Consider the following 17,976-nt stretch of genomic DNA (forward strand, 5'->3'; position numbering starts at 1 on the left):
GGGCGCGGCGGGCGGGCGTATAGCTTGCACCATCGCAAGCCGGCGCCGCGCGGTCGCGGGGTGCCTTCCCGCCTGCTTCGAAAAATCTGGGGAATATCATGACTCGTTCGCATTTTTCTTCGCGCCTGATGGCGACCGCGGCGCTGGGCGCCATCCTGCTCGGCGGCGCGCCGACCGCTGCATTTGCCGCCGACGAAACCGCGGCGCCCGCAGCGGCGCCGGCCACCGATGCGGCGGCCAAGCCCGAACTCGGCGATTTCGGCTTCGACACGACCGGGATGGACAAGAGCGTCGCGCCGGGTGACGATTTTTACGCCTACGCCAACGGCACCTGGGCCAAAGCCACCGAGATCCCCGCCGACAAATCGAACTATGGCATGTTTACCGCGCTGGGCGACCTGTCGCAGGAACGCACCCGCGGCATCCTCGAAGCCGCGAAGGGCGACCCGACCAGCAAGATCGGCAGCGCCTATGCCGCCTATCTCGACGCCGCGGCGGTCGAGGCGAAAGGGCTGGCGCCGATCGAGCCGTGGCTCGCCAAGATCCGCGCCGTCGACAAGCCCGGCCTCGCGGCGCTGCTCGCCGAAGCCGACCGCAATGGCGTCCAGCATTTCTTCGGCGGCTATGTCGGGCAGGACGACAAGGATCCCGACACCTATATCTACACCATCGGGCAGGGCGGCATCGGCATGCCCGACCGCGACTTCTATCTGAAGGACGGTGAGCGCAACGCCAAACTGCAGGCGGCGTATCTGAAGCATCTGGAAAATGTCCTGACGCTGGCGGGCGAGGCGAATGCCGCGGCGCGCGCGCAGGCGATCTATGATTTCGAAAAGCAGATCGCGACGGTCCACTGGGACAAGAACGACAGCAGCGACGCGACGAAGGTCTATAACAAGATGACCGTCGCCGAGCTGGCGGCGGCGGCGCCGGGGTTCGACTGGGCGACCTTCATCCGCGGCATCGGGGTCGACCAGGACACGCTGCTGGTGTCGCAGCCGAGCGCCTTTACCGGCGAAGCGAAGCTGCTGGCCGCGGCGCCGATCGCGGTGATCCGCGACGCGCTGATGGTGCGCAGCCTCGACGGCTTTTCGGGCGTGCTGCCCGAGAAATTCGCCCAGGAAGCCTTCTCTTTCTATGGCACCGCGCTGTCGGGCACGCCGCAGATGCAGGAGCGCTGGAAGCGCGCGGTCGATTTCACCACCGGCAATCTGGGCGAAGCCGTCGGCCAGGATTATGTCGCGAAATATTTCCCGCCCGAAACCAAGGCGGAAATGGACAAGCTGGTCAAGAACGTCCTCGCCGCGATGGGCCGCCGCATCGACGGGCTGGAATGGATGCAGCCCGCGACCAAGGCCAAGGCGAAGCAGAAGCTCGCCAATTTCACGACCAAGATCGGCTATCCCGATCGCTGGAAGGATTACAGCGCGCTCGAGATCAAGGCCGACGACCTGTTCGGCAATGCGCTGCGTTCGAACCAGTTCGCGCATGACGACAATATCAGTCGCCTCGGCGGGCCGATCCGCCGCTGGGAGTGGGGGATGACCCCGATGACGGTCAACGCCTATGCCAATTTCGGCATGAACGAGATCGTGTTCCCCGCTGCGATCCTGCAACCGCCGTTCTTCGACCCGCACGCCGACCCGGCGATCAACTATGGCGGCATCGGCGCGGTGATCGGCCACGAGGTCAGCCATCATTTCGACGATCAGGGCGCGAAATATGACGAGACCGGCAAGCTCGCCGACTGGTGGACGCCCGCTGACGTCGCGGCATTCGAAGCAGCCGGCAAGGCGCTGATCGCGCAATATGACGCCTATGAGGTGTTGCCCGGCGAAAAGCTCGACGGCACCTTCACGCTGGGCGAGAATATCGGCGATCTGGCCGGGCTGACCGTCGCCTATGACGCGTACAAGGCGTCGCTGGGCGGCAAGGAAGCGCCCGTGATCGACGGGCTGACCGGCGACCAGCGCTTCTTCCTTGGCTGGGCGCAGGTGTGGCGGCGCAATTACCGCGAGCAGAATCTGTCGCAGCGGATCACCACCGATCCGCATTCGCCGTCGATCCAGCGGACTTGGGTCTCGCGCAATCTTGACCCATGGTATAAGGCCTATCAGATCAAGGAAGGCCAGAAGCTGTATCTGGCGCCCAAGGACCGCGTCCGCATCTGGTGACGCCCCGATAAGAGAGACCGTCATTGACTGCGCCAAGCCTGCCCTCCGCTGACGTCGATTTCAGCCGGGGGGTGGGCGGCGCCGCGGCGTCGCTGATGCCGGCGGGCCTGTCGCGCAGCGATCTTGGCATTCTCGGCGGTCTCGCGCTGCTGTCGGTGGCGCTGCTGTTCTGGGCGACGCGCGACGGGGTGCTGGCGGCGGGCTTCACCGCCGGGCTCGGGCTCGCCTTTGCCGGGGTGATCCTGACCCGGCGACTGTTTCCGGCGGTCGGCGCCGGCGACGCTGTAGCCCCCGACTGGACGATGCTGCGTCAGGCGGTGGCGCACGACGATGTCGCCGTTGCGGTGACCGACCGCGCCGGACGGCTGGTGTGCGCCAACGACCTGTTTGCAACGTGGTTTGGCGGTTTCGTGACCCCGCCGGGGCTGCCGCTCGACGGACGCGGCGGTGAATTGCTCAAGAATGCCGGCCGCGCCGCCTGGCGCGATGGCGAAGGACGCGTCGACGAGGTCGCGATCGGTGCCTTGCGGATGCGCGCGCAGGTGATGCGCAGCGGCCAGGCCGAGGATTATCTGGTCTGGCGCTTTTCGGCGCTCGAACGGCTCGACCTGGCATCCGAGATTGTCCGCCACCTCGACGGCCCGGCCGGCCGCACGCTGGGGCAGGCGGGGGTGATGGCGGCGCTGGTCAGCGCCGAGGGCCGGCTGCGCGTCGCCAACCAGGCGTTTCTGCTGCGCGCGCTGGGCGAGGCCGACAGCCTCCATTATGCCGGACGCGACGTCGCGGCGATGATGCGCCTCGACGACGGCGGCGCGCTGTATTTCGCGCGCGAAACCGACGCGGCGCTGCCGGTGCGGATGCTGCAGATCCCGCTGGCGCCCGCCGATGCGAGCGGCCCGATGCTGCTGGCGCTGATCGACGAGGAGATCGGGCCGGCCGACCGCGGCACCGCGCAGACCTATGTCGAAACGCTGCTGTCGCTGTTGCCCTTCGGCCTTGCGATGGTCGATCGCGATGGACGTTTCCTGTACATGAACCGCGCCTTCGTGCGCGCCGCCGGGCTCGCCGAGGGCAAGATGCCGCGCTATCCCGGCGACATCGTCGTCGGCGAGGACAAGGGGCCGCTCGCCGACATGATCCGCCGCCACAGCAGCGGCCAGCAGGTCGGCGGCGACCTGTCGATCCGGCTGGCGGGGCAGAGCGACGAGCCGGTGTCGATGCGCGTCGTCGGGGTGCGCGGGCTGGGCGAGGCGGCGGTACTGCTGAGCCTGAAGGATTCGAGCGAGGAATCGCGGCTGAAGCGCCAGGTCGCGCAGGCATCGAAGATGCAGGCGGTCGGCCAGCTTGCCGGCGGCGTCGCGCATGACTTTAACAATATATTGACCGCGGTGCTCGGCAGCTGCGACCTGATGCTGATGCGCCACACCCCCGGCGACAGCGATTATGACGACATCCAGCAGATTCGCAGCAACGCCAACCGCGCCGCCAGCCTGACCCGGCAACTACTCGCCTTTTCGCGCCAGCAGACGCTGCGCCCGCAGATCCTGCAGCTGCCCGACGTGATTTCGGAAGTGTCGCACCTGCTCAAGCGGTTGATCGGCGATACGGTGCAGCTGTCGGTCCACCACGGCCGCGGGCTGGGCGCGGTGCGCGCCGATCCCGGGCAGCTCGAACAGGTGATCGTCAACCTCGCGGTCAATGCGCGCGACGCGATGCCCGGCGGCGGGACGCTGACGATCGAAACCTATCCGGTGTCGGCGGCCGAGGCGCGCCAGATGGGCAGCGACATCATGCCGCCCGCCGATTATTGCGCGCTGAAGGTCAGCGATACCGGCACCGGCATCCCCGCCGACGTGCTGCCCAAGATTTTCGAGCCGTTTTTCACCACCAAGGACGTCGGCAAGGGCACCGGCCTCGGCCTGTCGACGGTGTACGGTATCATCAAGCAGTCGGCGGGTTATATCTTTGCCGACAGCCACCCCGGCAAGGGAACCAGCTTCACCGTATACCTGCCCGTCCATCGCACCGCGGGCGATGCGCCGGTGGTGCCCGCCGCGCCGGCCAAGCCGAAGCGCAGCCAGTGGGGGACCGGCACGATTCTGCTGGTCGAGGACGAAGATATGGTGCGCGCCGTCGCCGAACGCGCGCTGACCCGTGCCGGCTATACCGTCGTCACCGCGTCGCAGGGCGAAGAGGGGCTCGAACGTTTCGCCCAGATGGAAACGCTCGACCTGGTGATCAGCGACGTCGTGATGCCGACGATCGACGGCCCGGCGATGGTCCGCGCGATGCGCGCCAAGCGGCCGGGGCTGCCGGTGCTGTTCATGTCGGGCTATGCCGAGGAACAGCTGCGCCAGTCGATCGACATCGACGACGTCGCCTTTCTGCCCAAACCCTTTTCTGTGGCGCAACTGGCCGAGGCGACCTCGGCGGCGCTCGACGACGCCGCACACCGGGGGCCGCATGGCGAGTGACCGGCGCATCCTGATCGTCGAGGACGACGTGCTGATCGGCATGATGCTGGTCGACATATTCGACGCGCTCGGCCTTCCCGAACCCGCGCAGGCGACGTCGACCGCCGAAGCGCTGGCGCTGATCGTCGCAGCGCCCATCGACGCGGCGCTGGTCGATATCAACCTTGGCGACGAAAAGAGCTGGGCGGTCGCCGACGCGCTGGCCGAGCGCGACATCCCCTTTGCCTTCACTTCGGGCGGCGGCGACGTCGTTCCGCCGGCGCACGCCGATCGCCAGCTGGTGACCAAGCCGTTCCGGATCGACGAAATAGAGGCGGTGCTGACCGGTTTCTTGACGCCCTAGCGCGCTGCACGGGCGCCCGGCGCCTTTTTTTCGTTCTCCTCTTGTTCTAATAGAACAAATGTCGTACGACGGTCGGGCGTTGCGATGGTTCTGCCTTCGCTCTAGAGCAGGAAAGGGACGGACATGGCCGGACAATTGTCACTCGTCGAATCGGGGAAATCAGTGAACGGAACGGACAGACAGAAGGCGCTCGACGCCGCGCTCGCGCAGATCGATCGCGCGTTCGGCAAGGGCTCGGTGATGAAGCTCGGCTCGAAGGAAGCGATGCAGGTCGAATCGATTTCGACGGGTTCGCTCGGCCTCGACATCGCGCTCGGCGTCGGCGGGCTGCCGCGCGGCCGCGTCATCGAAATCTACGGTCCGGAAAGCTCGGGCAAGACGACGCTGGCGCTTCACTGCCTGGCCGAGGCGCAGAAGGGCGGCGGCACCGTCGCCTTCGTCGACGCCGAACATGCGCTCGACCCGGTCTATGCCAAGAAACTCGGCGTCAACATCGACGAACTGATCGTGTCGCAGCCCGACACCGGCGAACAGGCGCTCGAAATCGTCGACACGCTGGTGCGCTCGAACGCGATCGACGTGCTCGTCGTCGACTCGGTCGCCGCGCTGGTGCCGCGCGCCGAAATCGAGGGCGAGATGGGCGACAGCCATGTCGGCCTGCAGGCGCGGTTGATGTCGCAGTCGCTGCGCAAGCTCACCGGTTCGATCAGCCGCTCGCGCTGCATGGTGATCTTCATCAACCAGCTGCGCATGAAGATCGGCGTGATGTACGGCAACCCAGAGACGACGACCGGCGGCAACGCGCTCAAATTCTACGCCTCGGTCCGCCTCGACATCCGCCGCACCGGCCAGATCAAGAATGGCGACGAGATCGTCGGCAACACGACGCGCGTGAAGGTGGTGAAGAACAAGGTCGCGCCGCCGTTCAAGCAGGTCGAATTCGACATCATGTACGGCCAGGGCATTTCGAAGATCGGCGAGATCCTCGATCTGGGGGTCAAGGCGGGCATCGTCGAGAAATCGGGCGCCTGGTTCAGCTATGATTCGATCCGCATCGGCCAGGGCCGCGAAAATTCGAAGACCTTCCTCAAGGACAATCCGGAGCTGATGGAACGGCTCGAAGCCGCGATCCGCGGTCGCACCGACGCCGTCGCCGAGGAAATGATGGCCGGCCCCGACGATGAGGGCGACGACGACAATTGATCCCGATCCGGCCGGTTCGTTTTTGACGGATCGGCCGGGAAACGGCGGCGGGTCTCCAGCTCCTTTCACCTGCACTCCCCTCTCCCCGCAGGTCGGCCCGCCGGCCGTTGACCTTCAGGTGCTGCGGTTTTGGGGTTTCGGGAGATGGCGACTTTGGGGTGGGAAGGGGACTGACAGCTCTGAAAGTTGAGAACGCTATAGCTGCCGCTCCATCACGACAGTAGATCGATATCATGAAGGATGAAGCCTCAATCGACACGGACTGCTATTGCGGATCGCTGCCTGATCTTGCCGTGGTCCCGATGGGTTCCGATGGTCTGGATGAACGCGTATTTGCATCCTTTGAACGGCTCATCGAGCATGGAGGCGACCAATGGTGGCTCTATATCTCAAACTGCCACCAGTGTTCGCAGGATTGGATGATCGCATCAGACGAGCGCATTTACGACAATCACTATCTGCGCCGCATCACGCCGTCCGTGCGGCAAGCCGCCGAGAAAAATGGGCACTGGCCCGACGAGTTCATGACCTACGAGCAGGTTTTGAGAGCCGGCCGAACAATGAGTACGCCGTGGACATTTCTCGACCGTCGTTCGCCGGGATTGGTCTGGACGGCCGAAGACTTACGCCGAGAAAAGCCCAACATCTCATTTGCTGAGATTGCTTATTTGCTTGGCATCCCCGAGCCTGATGCCGTTCGCTTGCTGAAAAAGCCGACGCTTATGGACCGCTTTCGGGCATGGCTGTTGCACCATTGAACGTCCTAAAATGGTCGGAAGCGGACTTAGTGCCAAAAGATATTCGCGCAGAGAGCGCTGAGCTCAGCAGAACGGCGCAGCCGCTCCCTGTGCAGAGCTCGGGATCACTTGACCAGCCAACACCAATTTCATCCACTGCCGCAGCGACGCCGCGGCTCCACGATTCCGCGCAAATTCCTTTATCGTCTCGGCGCTCTCTGCGGCCTCTGCGCGATTCCTCTTTCAATGAGAATTTTCGAACAACCGCACCGGCCGATTCGTCCCTCCGTCGCCTTTGAGGCGGCGTGGCCATGTTAACATCGTCAATTTTGCCTTGACCCCGGCCCGCAATTCGCTCAATGTTTACGTCGATAACATCGAGTCGGAAAGGACGGCCGGATGAAAACGCTGTTGTATGCCATCGGACCGATGCTGTTCGACTCGCTCGGCATCATCGTCTTCGCGGTCTTGCTGGCCGCGGGCGCGGGGATCGTCGCCGCGACGATTGCGGGCACGATCGTTGCCATCGCGGTTGTCGGTTATGAACTCGCGCGCGGGCGCAAGGTCGCGGCGCTGCAGTGGATCAGCCTTGCCTCGGTGCTCCTCGCCGCCGCCGCAACGCTGTTTACCGGCGATCCGCGCTTCGTGATGGCGAAGCCGACGATCGTCTATCTGATCGTCGGGACGGTGATGCTGCGCAAGGGCTGGCTGAACCGCTATATCCCGCCCGCCCAACTCTCGATCGTCGGCGATGTGATGGACCGGTTCGGGCTGATCTGGGCGGCGATGATGTTCGCGAGCGCCGCGCTCAACCTGGTCGTCGCGGTCTTTTTCACCGACTGGTGGCCGCTGTTCATCGGGATCTTCCCGCTGGCGTCGAAATTCGGCCTGTTCGCGGTCCACATTGCGGTGGCGCATTTCATCGGGCAGGCTCGGCTGCGGCGGATGGGGGGGAATGAGGGGCCGACGGCGGTCGCTGCCGAATAGCCGTGCGACGGGTCGCCTAAACTCAGCCCGTCATCCCGGCGAAGGCCGGGATCTCAACGGTGCATTGAAACGCGACGGCGAGATCACGGCCTTCGCCGGGATGACGACCAAAAAGTGTCGTCGGCCTTCCTTAGTCGGCATCCAACCCGTAAGCGGTGTGGAGCACGCGCACCGCGAGTTCGGTTTCATCCTCATCGATCAGCACGCTGACCTTGATTTCGCTCGTCGAGATCGCCTGGATGTTGATGCCGCGGTCGGCCAGCGCGCGGAACATCGTGCTGGCGACGCCGGCGTGGCTTTTCATGCCGACCCCGACGACACTGATCTTGGCGACCTTGTCGTCGCTGATGATGCGGTTGAACCCGATCTTGTCCTTCGCGGCGTCGAGCAGGTCGATCGAGCGCAAGAGGTCGGTCTGCGGCACGGTGAAGGTCACGTCGGTCTCGCCCTTGTCGCGGCCGACGTTCTGGATGATCATGTCGACGTTGATCCCCGCCGCGGCGAGCGGGCCGAAGATGTTGGCGACGCCGCCGGGCCGGTCGGGCACGCGGGTGACGATGACCTTGGCTTCATTCTTGTCGTGGGCGATTCCGGTGATCAGCTGCCGTTCCATCTGATGTTCCTCTATTTCCTCGTCGCTGACGATCATCGTGCCGCGCACGGGGGCTTCGTCGCCCTCGACGAAGCTGGACAGGACCTGCACCCGCACGCCCTCTTTCATCGCCAGCCCGACCGAGCGCGTCTGGAGCACTTTCGCGCCGACGCTCGCGAGTTCGAGCATTTCCTCATAGGTGACGAAATCGAGCTTGCGCGCGCGCGCGACGATTCGCGGATCGGTGGTGTAGACGCCGTCGACGTCGGTGTAGATGTCGCAGCGGTCGGCTTTCAGCGCCGCGGCGACCGCGACCGCGCTGGTGTCCGACCCGCCGCGACCGAGCGTCGAGACGCGGCCGTCGTCCATCAATCCCTGAAAGCCCGGAATCACCGCGACCTCGCCGCGCGCCATCGCCGCGCCAAGCGCGCCGGTGTCGATGTCGGCGATTCGCGCGCGGGCGTGCGCTTCCTCGGTGCGGATCGGCAGCTGCCAGCCGAGCCAACTGCGCGCCGGCGTGCCCATCGCCTGCAACGTCAGCGCAAGCAGGCCCGAGGTGATCTGTTCGCCCGCCGCGACGACCACGTCATATTCGGCGGGGTCGTAGCGCGGGTTGGCCTCGCGGCAGAAATTGACCAGCCGGTCGGTTTCGCCCGCCATCGCCGAGACGACGACGGCAACCTCGTTGCCTAGCCCCACTTCGCGCGCGACAAGCTTCGCCACGGTGCGAATCCGCTCGGTGCCCGCCATCGACGTGCCCCCGAATTTCATCACGATCCGCGCCATGTCGCCCCGCTTTCAAGAAACTGGTTTCTACCGCAATATTCGAACAATTCTGCGGCGCTCGGCTGTTAGGCAAGGGGGAGCTGGAAGGCAAGAGGAGCGCGCCCCGCAGCCGATAGAATTTCTTGCATGGGGCGAGGGGGAGTGCCACATCGCGGGGCATGAGCGCTGCCACGATCAATCCGAACGAAGCCGCCCATTTCGGCGCCTTGGCCGCCGACTGGTGGGATCCGCATGGCTCGTCGGCGATGCTGCACAAGCTGAACCCGGTGCGCCTGTCCTATATTCGGGCGCAGATCGACGCGCATTGGCACGTCGATGCGCGCGAACGGTTTCCGCTCGCCGGGTGCACCGCGATCGATGTCGGGTGCGGTGCGGGGCTGCTGGCCGAGCCGCTGGCGCGGATGGGCGCGCAGGTGACCGGCGTCGATGCGGCGCCGGAGAATATCGCGGCGGCGCGCGATCATGCCGCGGGACAGGGGCTGGATATTACTTACTTTGCCGGAGAGTTGGCTGGCCTTCCGATTCCGTTCGTGTCGAGCGCCGACCTTCGGGGTGTCTCGACTTCGCTCGACACAAACGGAGAAGGGGGAGCGCAACAATTCGACCTCGTCACCTCGATGGAAGTCGTCGAGCATGTCACCGATCCCGCGGCGTTCATCGGCGAACTCGCGGCGCGGCTGGCGCCGGGCGGGCTGATGATATTGTCGACCCCGAACCGCACCGCACTGTCGAAGCTGCTGCTCGTCGAAGCCGCCGAGCGCGTCGGCGCGGTGCCGCGCGGGACGCACGACTGGGACCAGTTTCTGAAGCCCGAGGAACTGACAAAGCTGCTCGAAGGGGCGGGGCTGGACGTCGCCGATCGCACCGGGTTGGCACCGTCGGCGGCGAAGGGTTTCAAACTGGGCGGCAGCGAGGCGCTGAACTATCTCCTCGCAGCGCGGTGGCCGAACTGAAACGTCACGACCCGCGCATCGACGCCTATGTGGCAAAGGCGCCGTCCGTTACGCCGCCAATATACCGACTGGATGATCGAGGCGAACCGCGAACGAGCGCGCACAAAACGCACCGACATGATCGTTGCTAATCACCGTGCTGCTTGCTGGGAGATATCTGTGCGTCGTCTTCCATCTCGATAAGTTCCATAGGCGAGACACGCGAGCGCTGGCAGTGACCAGAAAGCGCTGGCCGCGAACACGAAGAACGGGTTGAGATTCCGGAAAACCAATATGCTCGTGGAGGCCGCCATACCGACCACGAGAAAGCCCGCAAACCAAATGGGCCAAAAGCGATTGCTCGCCAATGCCAAGTAAATTGAATATATTAAGATAGAAAGATCTATCAATATTACATAGTAAATATAGTAAGGAAAATTTAAATATATTTGCACGGCATGTGTGAAAATTGAAGATATAAATATATATAGGCAGAATCTGCGCTCGACGTATTCACCAAATATCGATGAAATGGCGAGCGCAGATAGAAGGTATATGTAAAATAATACTTGTATCATTGAATGTGTTGAGCCTACGGGGCGTTTTGTTCTTTCTGCGTCGCGAGGGACGCTTGACTCGGGAGACCGCCGGGGCAGCCAAAACCGACTTCCCGCAAATCGCTCATGCTCTGGATGTGCTGAAGCTGGCTAAGGGCCCTTATCAGCTTGGTACGGCCCGCCACGACTTGTGTCATGCTGTCCGTCATGGCTTCCAACAATTCTTGCGTGGCGCCCGCCGGCAGATTGGAGGCGGCAGCCGCTTCAACGATGCTGGCCGCCATTCGGACTTGTGCGAGATAGGTGGCGTCTACCGACGCCATCGTTGTCCGCGTATCCGCTGCAACCACGCTCCCGACCCCTTGATCTATCTTGTGCATCACATGCCTCCTCTATCGATTGGACATGGCTGCCTGCGAAAAATACTAGCTGCTGAACAGTTCAATCACCCCCGCAACGGTTATTGTGATGGCGGCGAACGCCATTGTGGCGGCAATTGCTATCAAACCGATTTGCGAAATCCGGCGCGGCGCCGGCTGCTCGTTCGGCGGGCCGCCCAGCGGTGGCAGGATATGGCTGCGGTGGGGCACTGGATAAGCGGCCGTATCGCTCGAAGATTCCGAAAAATCGCGGCTCGTTTTTGCTTCGTCCGCACTGGGCGAATCCCCGCATTGGTCTGCTATCTCCAGAATTTGCGCTGCGATAGCGCGCGATGAACAGCCAAGCTTTTCGGTCGCAGCGTTGACATGATTGTCTACCGTCGAAGGAGCGAGCGACAGGAAGCGCCCGATCTCCTTCGACGTAAGGCCGCGTCTGACGAGAAGCAGGCACTCACGTTGACGATCGCTAAGACGCGCGGTCAGGGTGGCGGCTTCGGGCGGCAAGGGAAAATTTTGCTTCACTTTGGATTCAATTGCTGAGTCGCGGGCGACGGCCAACGTTCCTGCCTATAGTTAACACGGCCTAGGCAGATTGGCTGGGTAATTGGTGCCAATGGTGCAACGATCTTTGCGGTGTCAGTGCTGTACGCAGAACGACACGGCGGATTTGCCATAGCTCCGGAGGGTCATTGGGTGCGGGGGCGTACCAATGGCTGCTTACTGTCCAGTCGGGTTGCGCCGACTGCACCCGCCATAACCCGGTCGTTTAGGATGTGGATTAGAGAAGGGGGGTGCCGGGGGTTTAGAAATCCACGTCTTCGTAATATTTGGGCGGCGTCACAATCTCCATCCGCTCGGCTAGAAGCGGTCGAAAGCTGGGCCGGGATTTCAAGCCGGAATACCATCCTTTCGTTTGATCGTGTCCGGTCCAGTCGATGCCGCCCAGATAATCGGCGACCGAGATATGCGCCGCCGCGGTTAGGTCGGCGAGGCTCATCGTCGCGCCGGCGAGCCAGGTGCGATGGTCGATCAGATAATCGACATAGTCGAGATGGTTGTTCGCCGCCTTCATCGCCTCGCGCAGCGCGCCGCCGTCGGGCGGCTGGCGGTGGACGATGCGTTTCTGCATCCGCTCGAACAGCAGCGGACCGGTGACCTCATAATAGAAATCCTGGTCGAACCACGCGGTCAGGCGGCGAATTTCGGCGCGACTGGCGGCGGTGCCGTTGATCATCGCCTTGCCTTCGACGGTTTCCTCGAAATATTCGGCGATCGCCATGCTGTCCATCAACACCTGGCCGCGCGCCTGTTCGACCATGACCGGGGTCCGCCCCGCCGGGTTCAGATCGATGAATTCGTCGCGGCGCTCCCACGGCGATTCGCGCACCAGCTCATACCCGATACCTTTCTCGCCCAGCAAAAGCCGGACTTTGCGCGAAAAGGGGCAGAGCGGATATTGATAGAGTTGCCACATGCCCATCGCATAGCGGCAGCGGGGCCGGGCGCGCAACGGCTATGGCGCGTCGCGCGGCGGCAATCGCGCAAGCCTGTGGACGAAGCGTCAGCGGCGCGCGGCGTCGCGCTCGCGGTCCCACTGCGCCGCCATGTCGCGCGCCATGTCCTTGAGCACGGGGGCGTAGGCGGCGATTGCCGAGGCGGCATGCCCGGCCATGCGCGTGCCGGCGCGGACATCGTCGCCGATGCGTTCGGCATAATAGGGATCGCTGCCGGCGACTTCGCCGAGCGTGGCATCGGGCGGAAGATAGGCGGCGTCGGAGTCTGGATCGACGCGCGCGATCGCTTCGGCGAGCGGTCCGACGTTCATCTGCATCAGCGCGCCGACCAGCGCCGCCACGGTGTCGGCCATGCGATCCTGTGCAACCGGGTCGTTCAGGGCATCGACGGTGCCGCGCATGTCGGACGCGGCGGCAGGCAGCGGCGCGGCCAAGGCCAACAGGGGCAGGGCGAGCAAGGCGAATCGGGTCATGACTTTCATCCTTTCAAAGGACGCACGGGTCAAAAGATGCGCGTGGATAGCGGTTTAACGCTTTCGCTGCGCTGAACGCTGCGTCCGGATGCGATGAAGTGCAGCCGGGACGGGACGGGCGATCCTCCCTGTGCCGTGGGCATGGGGAGGTGTCAGTCCGTAGGACTGACGGAGGGGCCATGGCGCAACGTCGCGGCCCCTCCACCCCTCGCTTCGTGAGCGGTCCCCCTCCCCATGGCTTCGCCACAGGGAGGATTTCGACGATTATTCAGCCGCGACGACCTCGGCCTTGGCATCGCTGAGCGGCTGGGCGAGACGCGCGAGCATCTCTTTCGGGCACACCTGCCAGAACTGACCCTGCCAGCGATCCCAGTCGGCGAGGATCTCGGCCGACCATTTGCTGCCAGTCGCCTTGGCGTGATCCTCGACCAGCGCCTTCAGCACCGCTTCCCAATGCGCGCTGTCGATACGCTGCCAGACGATCGATTCGGGGTTGGCGCGGCGTTCGAACCGGCCGTCGGTGTCGAGAATGAACGCCATGCCGCCGGTCATGCCGGCGCCGAAATTGGAGCCGACGGGGCCGAGGATCACCGCGGTGCCGCCGGTCATATATTCGCAGCCGTTGGCGCCGCAGCCCTCGACCACCGCGTGCGCACCCGAATTGCGGACCGCAAAGCGCTCGCCCGCCTGGCCGGCGGCGAGCAGGGTCCCCGCGGTCGCGCCATAAAGGACGGTGTTGCCGACGATGCTGTTATGCTGGCTGACGAGCGGGCTCGACACCGTCGGGCGCACGACGATGCGGCCGCCCGACAGCCCCTTGCCGACATAGTCGTTGGCGTCGCCGAACACTTCGAGCGTGATGCCCTGGCACAGGAAGGCGCCCAATGACTGGCCCGCGGTGCCGCGCAGGCGGACCTGGACATGATTGTCGGCGAGCCCCTTCATCCCGAAGCGCGCGGTGACCTCGGCCGACAGGCGGGTGCCGACGGCGCGGTGGGTGTTGCGGACATTGTAGGTGAGCTGCATCCGCTCGCCGCGCTCGAACAAGGGTTTGGCATCGCCCAATATCTGCGCGTCGAGGCTGTCGGGCACCGGGTTGCGGAAGTTCGGCCCCTGCGAACGCCGCTGCTCGTCAGGGGCATCGACCTTGGCGAGGATCGGATTGAGGTCGAGGTCGTCGAGATGTTCGGCGCCGCGGCTGACCTGGCGCAGCAATTCGGTGCGGCCGATCACCTCGTCGAGGCTGCGGCAGCCGAGTTTCGCCAGGATTTCGCGCACTTCCTCGGCGATGAAGGTCATCAGGTTGATGACCTTCTCGGGGCTGCCGGTGAACTTCGCGCGGAGTTTCTCGTCCTGGGTGCAGACGCCGACCGGGCAGGTGTTGCTGTGGCACTGGCGCACCATGATGCAGCCCATCGCGACGAGGCTCAATGTCCCGATGCCATATTCCTCCGCACCAAGGATCGCGGCGATGACGATGTCGCGCCCGGTCTTGAGCCCGCCGTCGGTGCGCAGCCGGATGCGATGGCGCAGGCCGTTGAGCGTCAGCACCTGGTTGACCTCCGACAGACCCATTTCCCACGGGGTGCCGGCATATTTGACGCTGGTCTGGGGCGAGGCGCCGGTGCCGCCGGTGTTCCCCGCGACCAGAATGACGTCGGCGTGCGCCTTGGCAACCCCTGCCGCCACCGTGCCGATGCCCGCACTCGACACCAGCTTGACGCAGACCCGCGCGCGGGGGTTGATCTGCTTGAGGTCGTAGATGAGCTGCGCGAGATCCTCGATCGAGTAGATGTCGTGATGCGGCGGCGGGCTGATCAGCGTCACCCCCGGGGTCGCATGGCGCAGCCGCGCGATGAACTCGGTGACCTTGAAGCCCGGCAGCTGGCCGCCTTCGCCGGGCTTGGCGCCCTGTGCGACCTTGATCTCGATCTCGTCGCAGGCGCCGAGATATTCGGCGGTGACCCCGAAGCGGCCCGACGCGATCTGCTTGATGTTGCTGTTGGCGTTGTCGCCATTGGCATAGGGCCGGTAGCGTTCGGACGCTTCGCCGCCTTCTCCCGACACCGCCTTGGCGCCGATGCGGTTCATCGCGATCGCCAGCGTCTCGTGCGCCTCGGGCGACAAAGCGCCCAAGGACATGCCGGGGGTGACGAAGCGCTTGCGGATTTCGGTGATCGCCTCGACGCTGTCGAGCGCGACGCCCTGCGCCGGATAGTTGAACTCCATCAGGTCGCGCAGATACACGGGGGGCAGGTCGGCGACCCCGCGCGAAAATTGCAGATAGGTCGAATAGCTGTCGGTCGCGACCGCATTTTGCAAGAGGTGCATCAGCTGCGCGGAATAGGCGTGGGTCTCGCCCCCGGCGCGCTGGCGATAGAAACCGCCGATCGGCAGGGTGGTGGCGCGGGCGTCGAACGCCGCCTCGTGCTTCTCGGTCGCGTTGATGAACAGCGACTGATAGCCCTCGCCCGAAATCTTGGCGGGCATACCGGGGAACAGATCGTTGACGAGCGCGCGGCTGAGGCCGACCGCTTCGAAATTATAGCCGCCGCGATAGCTGGAGATCACCGCGATCCCCATCTTGGCCAGGATCTTGAGCAATCCGTCATCGATCGCCTTTCGGAAGCGCAGGCGGCAATCGTCGAGCGACAGGGTGCTGCCGAACAGCCCGCGCGCGTGGCGGTCGGCGATCGCCGCTTCGGCGAGATAGGCGTGCACAGTAGTTGCGCCGACGCCGACGAGCACCGCAAAGGCGTGGGTGTCGAGCACTTCGGCCGAGCGGACGTTGATCGAGGCGTAGCTGCGCAGCCCCTTGCGGACGAGATGGGTGTGGACCGCGGCGGCGGCGAGCACCATCGCGACGCCGACGCGGCCTTCGCCGATATTCTGGTCGGACAGGAACAATTCGCTGCGCCCCGCGCGCACCGCATCCTCGGCCTCGCGGCGGACGCGGGCGATCGCGTCGCGCAGGCTCGCGGCGTCGCCGCCGACGGCAAAGGTGCAGTCGATGTCGGCGACCGCGTCGCCGAAATAGGCGCGCAGCCGGTCCCAGTCGTCGCCGACGAGCACCGGCGAGTCGATGACGAGGACGTGCGCACTCTGCCCCTTTTCGTCGAGGATGTTGGCGAGGTTGGCGAAGCGCGTCTTCAGGCTCATCACATGGCGTTCGCGCAGACTGTCGATCGGCGGGTTGGTGACCTGGCTGAAATTCTGGCGGAAAAATTGGGCGACATGGCGCGGCTTGTCCGAAATCACCGCGAGCGGGGTGTCGTCGCCCATCGATCCGACGGCTTCCTTGGCATCCTCGACCATCGGCGCGAGGATCAGCTCCATATCCTCCATCGTCAGCCCCGCGGCGACCTGGCGGCGCAGCAACTCGCTGCGATCCCACGCGCCAAGGCTGCCCTTGCCGCCCTTCGGCAGGTCGGCCATCGTGCGGAAACCCTTGACGCGCGCCTGGTAGTCCTGCGTGCCGGCGATGCGGTCCTTGATCGCCCGGTCTTCGTACAGCGTGCCTTCTTCCAGATCGACCGCGATCATCTCGCCGGGGCCGAGGCGCCCCTTCTTGCGAATGCTCGCCTCGGGCAGCAACACCATGCCGCTTTCGGATCCGACGACGAGCAGATTGTCGGCGGTCAGCGTGTAGCGCAGCGGGCGCAGCGCGTTGCGGTCCATTCCCGCGACCGCCCAGCGGCCGTCGGTCATCGCGAGCGCCGCGGGCCCGTCCCACGGTTCCATGACGCTGGCGAGATAGCTGTACATCGCGCGGTGGGCGTCGGGCATGTCGGCCTCGTTCACCCACGCTTCGGGGACGAGGATCAGCTTCGCGGTCGGCGCGTCGCGGCCGGCGCGGCACAGCGTCTCGAACGCGGCGTCGAGCGCAGCGGTGTCCGACGCGCCCGCCGGGATCACCGGCTTGATGTCTTCGCTATGCTCGCCGAACGCGAGGCTCGCCATCTTGATCTCGTGGCTTTTCATCCAGTTCTTGTTGCCGCGGATCGTGTTGATCTCGCCATTGTGGGCGAGGCAGCGGAACGGCTGGGCCAGCCACCATTGCGGGAAGGTGTTGGTCGAATAGCGCTGGTGGAAAATCGCGACGCGGCTTTCGAACAGCTTGTTCATCAGGTCGGGGAAAAAATCGCCCAGACTCTCGGCGAGGAACAGCCCCTTGTAGATGATCGACCGGCACGACAGGCTGCACACGTAAAAGTCGGCGATCTGCGCCGCGATCACCTTTTTTTCGATCCGGCGGCGGACGAGGTACAGCTGTTTTTCGAACTCGGCGAGCGACTGTTCGTCGGGCAGCGGCCCGGCGATCATGATCTGCTCGATCTCGGGCCGCGTCCGCTGGGCCTTGTCGCCGATCACCGACACGTCGACCGGCACCTGGCGCCAGCCATAGATGGTGTAGCCGGCGTCGATGATTTCGGATTCGACGATGGTGCGGCAATGCTCCTGCGCTTCCAGATCGGTGCGCGGCAGAAAGATCATCCCGACCGCGAGGCGGTTCGGGCGCACCTTGTGCCCCGACGCCGCGATGGCGTCGTCGAAGAACCGCACCGGCAGGTCGACATGGATGCCCGCGCCGTCGCCGGTCTTGCCGTCGGCATCGACCGCGCCGCGATGCCACACCGCGCGCAGCGCCTCGATCGCCGCCTCCACGACGCGGCGCGACGCCTTGCCGTCGGTTGCCGCGACGAGTCCGACGCCGCAGGCATCGGACTCCATGTCGGGGCGATACATGCCGTCTTCGGCGAGCCGCGCATGTTCGGGGGTGGGGTAGTGGGTCATCATTGTCGTCCTGACGGCATAGGCTGACGC

General features: G+C 64.7%; 13 protein-coding genes. 7 read left to right on the forward strand and 6 right to left on the reverse strand.

The window, feature by feature from the left end; all coding sequences use genetic code 11:
• Positions 1-98: 98 nt before the first annotated feature.
• From HEQ22_RS05095 to HEQ22_RS05120, 6 genes are all read left to right on the forward strand, one after another.
• Positions 99-2,174, forward strand: a complete 2,076-nt coding sequence (locus tag HEQ22_RS05095) for a M13 family metallopeptidase (protein ID WP_432770117.1) — start codon at positions 99-101, stop codon at positions 2,172-2,174.
• Between the two features lie 95 nt (positions 2,175-2,269).
• The gene (locus HEQ22_RS05100; RefSeq protein WP_432770815.1) at positions 2,270-4,648 is read left to right on the forward strand and encodes an ATP-binding protein; all 2,379 of its coding nucleotides are present in this window, start codon (positions 2,270-2,272) and stop codon (positions 4,646-4,648) included.
• Positions 4,638-4,991 carry a response regulator gene (locus HEQ22_RS05105; protein ID WP_432770118.1) on the forward strand — a complete coding sequence of 118 codons (354 nt, stop codon included), beginning with the start codon at positions 4,638-4,640 and terminating at the stop codon, positions 4,989-4,991. The genes HEQ22_RS05100 and HEQ22_RS05105 overlap by 11 nt, the downstream gene beginning before the upstream one ends.
• Before the next feature lie 123 nt (positions 4,992-5,114).
• Entirely contained in the window at positions 5,115-6,194 is a 1,080-nt protein-coding gene (gene recA, locus HEQ22_RS05110; RefSeq protein WP_432770119.1) for a recombinase RecA, read from the forward strand.
• A 233-nt stretch (positions 6,195-6,427) separates the two neighbouring features.
• The gene (locus tag HEQ22_RS05115) at positions 6,428-6,952 is read left to right on the forward strand and encodes a hypothetical protein (protein WP_432770120.1); all 525 of its coding nucleotides are present in this window, start codon (positions 6,428-6,430) and stop codon (positions 6,950-6,952) included.
• 378 nt (positions 6,953-7,330) lie between these two features.
• A complete protein-coding gene (locus tag HEQ22_RS05120) occupies positions 7,331-7,918 on the forward strand; it encodes an inner membrane-spanning protein YciB (protein WP_432770121.1) in 588 nt (195 codons plus the stop codon).
• 130 nt (positions 7,919-8,048) lie between these two features.
• Here the strand turns inward: HEQ22_RS05120 and HEQ22_RS05125 are convergent, their stop codons facing one another.
• Positions 8,049-9,296: an aspartate kinase gene (locus HEQ22_RS05125; RefSeq protein ID WP_432770122.1), complete on the reverse strand. Its 1,248-nt coding sequence runs from the start codon at positions 9,294-9,296 to the stop codon at positions 8,049-8,051.
• Positions 9,297-9,454: 158 nt separating this feature from the next.
• On the opposite strand from HEQ22_RS05125, the gene ubiG reads away from it, so the two are divergent.
• Positions 9,455-10,249, forward strand: coding sequence for a bifunctional 2-polyprenyl-6-hydroxyphenol methylase/3-demethylubiquinol 3-O-methyltransferase UbiG (ubiG, locus tag HEQ22_RS05130; RefSeq protein ID WP_432770123.1), 795 nt, complete (start codon positions 9,455-9,457; stop codon positions 10,247-10,249).
• Between the two features lie 571 nt (positions 10,250-10,820).
• On the opposite strand, the gene HEQ22_RS05135 is transcribed toward ubiG, so the two are convergent.
• The 5 genes from HEQ22_RS05135 to gltB all read right to left on the reverse strand — a co-directional run bounded on the left by HEQ22_RS05135 (position 10,821) and on the right by gltB (position 17,949).
• Positions 10,821-11,165, reverse strand: a complete 345-nt coding sequence (locus HEQ22_RS05135) for a hypothetical protein (protein ID WP_432770124.1) — start codon at positions 11,163-11,165, stop codon at positions 10,821-10,823.
• Positions 11,166-11,210: 45 nt separating this feature from the next.
• The gene (locus HEQ22_RS05140) at positions 11,211-11,723 is read right to left on the reverse strand and encodes a helix-turn-helix domain-containing protein (RefSeq protein ID WP_432770125.1); all 513 of its coding nucleotides are present in this window, start codon (positions 11,721-11,723) and stop codon (positions 11,211-11,213) included.
• Between the two features lie 244 nt (positions 11,724-11,967).
• The gene (locus HEQ22_RS05145; RefSeq protein ID WP_432770126.1) at positions 11,968-12,639 is read right to left on the reverse strand and encodes a glutathione S-transferase family protein; all 672 of its coding nucleotides are present in this window, start codon (positions 12,637-12,639) and stop codon (positions 11,968-11,970) included.
• Between the two features lie 87 nt (positions 12,640-12,726).
• On the reverse strand, positions 12,727-13,152 hold the full coding sequence (locus HEQ22_RS05150) for a hypothetical protein (protein WP_432770127.1): 426 nt from the start codon (positions 13,150-13,152) through the stop codon (positions 12,727-12,729).
• A 264-nt stretch (positions 13,153-13,416) separates the two neighbouring features.
• On the reverse strand, positions 13,417-17,949 hold the full coding sequence (gene gltB / locus HEQ22_RS05155) for a glutamate synthase large subunit (RefSeq protein ID WP_432770128.1): 4,533 nt from the start codon (positions 17,947-17,949) through the stop codon (positions 13,417-13,419).
• Between the last annotated feature and the right edge of the window lie 27 nt (positions 17,950-17,976).

The sequence above is a fragment of the Sphingopyxis sp. genome (assembly GCF_050916055.1).
In the GTDB taxonomy this organism is placed as follows: Bacteria; Pseudomonadota; Alphaproteobacteria; order Sphingomonadales; family Sphingomonadaceae; genus Sphingopyxis.

Bases quoted from the DNA above. Each gene is read 5' to 3' on its own strand.
- HEQ22_RS05095 (WP_432770117.1), top strand. From the start codon at position 99: ATGACTCGTTCGCATTTTTCTTCGCGCCTGATGGCGACCGCGGCGCTG.
- HEQ22_RS05100 (WP_432770815.1), top strand. From the start codon at position 2,270: ATGCCGGCGGGCCTGTCGCGCAGCGATCTTGGCATTCTCGGCGGTCTC.
- HEQ22_RS05105 (WP_432770118.1), top strand. From the start codon at position 4,638: ATGGCGAGTGACCGGCGCATCCTGATCGTCGAGGACGACGTGCTGATC.
- recA (WP_432770119.1), top strand. From the start codon at position 5,115: ATGGCCGGACAATTGTCACTCGTCGAATCGGGGAAATCAGTGAACGGA.
- HEQ22_RS05115 (WP_432770120.1), top strand. From the start codon at position 6,428: ATGAAGGATGAAGCCTCAATCGACACGGACTGCTATTGCGGATCGCTG.
- HEQ22_RS05120 (WP_432770121.1), top strand. From the start codon at position 7,331: ATGAAAACGCTGTTGTATGCCATCGGACCGATGCTGTTCGACTCGCTC.
- HEQ22_RS05125 (WP_432770122.1), bottom strand. From the start codon at position 9,296: ATGGCGCGGATCGTGATGAAATTCGGGGGCACGTCGATGGCGGGCACC.
- ubiG (WP_432770123.1), top strand. From the start codon at position 9,455: ATGAGCGCTGCCACGATCAATCCGAACGAAGCCGCCCATTTCGGCGCC.
- HEQ22_RS05135 (WP_432770124.1), bottom strand. From the start codon at position 11,165: ATGCACAAGATAGATCAAGGGGTCGGGAGCGTGGTTGCAGCGGATACG.
- HEQ22_RS05145 (WP_432770126.1), bottom strand. From the start codon at position 12,639: ATGTGGCAACTCTATCAATATCCGCTCTGCCCCTTTTCGCGCAAAGTC.
- HEQ22_RS05150 (WP_432770127.1), bottom strand. From the start codon at position 13,152: ATGACCCGATTCGCCTTGCTCGCCCTGCCCCTGTTGGCCTTGGCCGCG.
- gltB (WP_432770128.1), bottom strand. From the start codon at position 17,949: ATGATGACCCACTACCCCACCCCCGAACATGCGCGGCTCGCCGAAGAC.